Genomic DNA, 3,085 nt, shown 5'->3' with positions numbered 1-3,085 from the left:
CGACAATCTCAGCCGCGGCAACGAGAAAGCGGTGGCCTGGGGGCCGCTGGTGGTCGGCGATATCCGCGACCGCGGCGCGCTCGAGCGGGCCATCGCCAGCCACAGGCCGCAGGCGGTCGTCCACTTCGCCGCGCTCGCCTATGTCGGCGAGTCGGTCAGTGACCCGGCGGACTATTATTCGGTCAATGTCGCCGGCACGATCGCCGTGCTCGAGGCCGCGCGGGCGAACGGCATCGGCAACATCATCTTCTCCTCCAGCTGCGCGACCTATGGCATGCCCGAGGCGCTGCCCGTGCGCGAGACCTCGTCGCAGAACCCGATCAGCCCTTACGGCCGCAGCAAGCTGATGGGCGAACAGATCATCAAGGACCATGCCGCGGCCTATGGGATGAAATACGCGATCCTGCGCTACTTCAACGCCTGCGGCGCCGACCCCGACGGCGAGCTTGGCGAATGGCACACGCCGGAAACCCATCTCATTCCCAGGGTGTTGATGGCGGCGTCCGGCATGATCGAGGCGATCGAGGTTTTCGGCACCGACTACGAGACAGCGGACGGCACCTGCGTGCGCGACTACATCCATGTCGGCGACCTCGCCCGGGCGCATCTCAAGGCCCTCATGCATCTGGAGGCCGGCGGCAAAAGCCTTGCTGTCAACCTTGGCACCGGCCGCGGGGTCTCGATCAGGCAGATCATGGAGGCGGTCGAGCGGATCACATCGCGGCCGGTCCCGGTCATGTACAAGGCGCGACGCCCCGGCGATCCGGCCGGGCTTTTCGCCGACCCCGGCCTTGCCCGCGAACAGCTGGGCTTCGTGGCGCAACTTTCCGACATCGACACTATCGTCAGGACGGCCGCACCCTTTTTCGGGCTCGGTCCGGCCTTGCGCGATTCCGGCGCTTCGGCCGCCATGCCGCGCGCATTGCGCGCGCCGCGCGGCGCGAACGTCAATCAGAAACGCCGGCCCGCAAGGCCGGCGGTCGGCCCTGTGAGTAATGTGTCGGGGCGCGGGCTCGCTGAGTTCGGCTAAGGCCGGCTCAGCGAGCCTCCACTTTCCAGATCCAGCGTCACGCTTGCTCGGCCCAAAATTGGCCGAGCATTGACGCTGCGTCAGCTCTTGGTGTCGATCAATTTGCGGGCAGCTTCAAATTGAGCACCCTTGGTGTTGCCCGCCTCGAACTTCTGGTGCTCGTCGGCGGGATCGTCCTTGGCGTGCTTGAAATCATACCACGTGCCATCGGGATCCTTGCGCTGCTCGATGTTGCCCTTGTCGACACGATGGCTGTAGCAGGTACGCTGCGGCTTGGTGGAGTAGGTCTTGGACCGCCAGGCAAGTTCCATGCACATCTTGCCCTTTTCCGTTACCAGCCAGCGGCCTTCGCCGACGGCCGGCGAATCTTCCCCCTTCGTCCAGGCATGCAGGCGCCTGTCCATTCCGAAATAGGCGGCGCCGTTCTTCCAGTTCCAGGTGCGGTCGGCGTAGAGAAGCTGCAGCTCGAAAGCCGTCGGAGCAATGTCGGGCTTGGCAGCGGCCTCGACGGCCGCACCGGTCTTCGCCGGAGCCGCGCCGGCGGCGCCGCTAAAAGCAAGCTGGCCGCAGGCGACCAGGAGCGGAACCAGCCAGCCGCCTCTGGCAAGCCGATCGGCCCTGCTCAACTCAAGTCGACTCCGTTCGGATGCCGAAGTGGCTTCAGCTGTCGTTCCGATGCGCGTGCACATATCAATACCCCCTCTCGACCCCGACACGGCGGGGCCGATGAACCATGATCTGGAAGATGTTTCTTCGGGGCCTGCCGCGAGCCGTCACGATGCCCGGGCCTGTCGGCCCAATGGCGGCGCGATCAGCGCCCTTGAGCCTATTAACAGCCGCGCGCGGCCCGATGTCAACTGAGTCGAGGCCCAAGTGATCACTACAAGCCGTTAGTTAACCAGGGATATTACAATGTTGTATAGTCTGACCTTGCCTGGGCGATTGGATGTCGCCAGAATAGCTTCGGCAGGGGGCTGCTCCACATGTTAGACAGCGCAGAAACAAGTGAGTTGCGAGGCGCGACGGCCGGCGGCAAGCCGAGACTGTTGCCGCTGGCAATGGTTCGTCGAACCTCATGACGCAGTGATCGACCACCTCGACAAGACTGCGACCAAGCTTGTGGATTCGGATACGATGCTGGTCTATAGGATCACCCGCCCGTGACGGCGCGCCCGTCGAGCCGCGTCGGCGAAGCGACCCGCGGATAAAGGCGTGAATTGTCGAACCACCGGATAAGCCGCTCCAACGCGGCGGTGGCGCCATCGGAGAATTGGTTGAAGCGAGCGATATCGATAATCGTCACACTGGCGCTGCTGGCATGGCTTGCCAGCGATCAGCGCTGGAAGATGGTTGGCGATGCCTTCGCCTCCATCACGCCCGGCGCCTTCGTGGCGGTCGCGGCAGCGCTGTTCGTCACCTATGTGCTCAGGGCGCTGCGCGTCTGCGACGAGTTCCGCGACGATGTGAACGGCCGCTTCGGCGCCGCGCTGCGTATCATCCTGATCCACAATGCCATGATCAACGTCGTTCCCTTCCGCGGCGGCGAGACGGCCTTTCCGATCCTGTTGCGTCAGGTGTTCGGCGTGTCGATCGTGCGCGCCAGCGCCTCTCTTCTCTGGTTCAGGCTGCAGGACGCTTTCGTCGTCGGCGTGCTGGCCTGCCTCGTTTGGCCGGGCCTCCATCTGGCGCTGCGGGCCGCCGGCATTGCGGCGCTGATCGCCGCCGCCTGGTACCTGCCGCGCTGGGCCCGCGCGCCGCACAACTGGACAGCCGGCGGCAGGATCGTCTCCAAGCTCGGCAAATTGCGCGACATCTTCACTGAGGCGACGGGGCGCTCGCGCTATGGCTGGTGGTGGACGATCGCCAACTGGGCGCTGAAGCTCGGCGTGCAGGGCTGGCTGCTCGCCATGCTGCTCAACACCTCGTTCCAGACCGCCTTTCCCGGCGCCGTCGGCGCGGAGGCAGCCGCCATCCTGCCAGTGCAGGGCGTCGCCGGCTTCGGCACCTATGAGGCGGGCGCCGCCGCGGCGCTGCTCTATTCCGGCATTGCCATGA

At 65.3% G+C, this 3,085-nt stretch carries 3 protein-coding genes; 2 read left to right on the top strand and 1 reads right to left on the bottom strand.

All coding sequences use genetic code 11. The annotated features are described in order from the left end of the window. Positions 1-1,030 (top strand): UDP-glucose 4-epimerase GalE (gene galE, locus EOA24_RS32310; RefSeq protein WP_127410496.1); only part of this gene is annotated, 1,030 nt, incomplete at its 5' end. Positions 1,031-1,110: 80 nt separating this feature from the next. Here galE and EOA24_RS32305 read toward each other — a convergent pair. Next, positions 1,111-1,656 (bottom strand): DUF995 domain-containing protein, encoded by a 546-nt coding sequence (locus tag EOA24_RS32305; RefSeq protein WP_245463232.1) that lies wholly within the window; start codon positions 1,654-1,656, stop codon positions 1,111-1,113. 648 nt (positions 1,657-2,304) lie between these two features. Here EOA24_RS32305 and EOA24_RS32300 point away from each other — a divergent pair. Further along, the coding region (locus tag EOA24_RS32300; protein WP_127410495.1) for a lysylphosphatidylglycerol synthase domain-containing protein at positions 2,305-3,085 on the top strand (781 nt) is incomplete at its 3' end.

Source organism: Mesorhizobium sp. M2A.F.Ca.ET.039.01.1.1, from assembly GCF_003998035.1.
Taxonomy (GTDB): domain Bacteria; phylum Pseudomonadota; class Alphaproteobacteria; order Rhizobiales; family Rhizobiaceae; genus Mesorhizobium.
The sequence above is the reverse complement of the archived record's forward strand: the minus strand, read 5'-3'. Positions and strand labels throughout refer to the sequence as shown.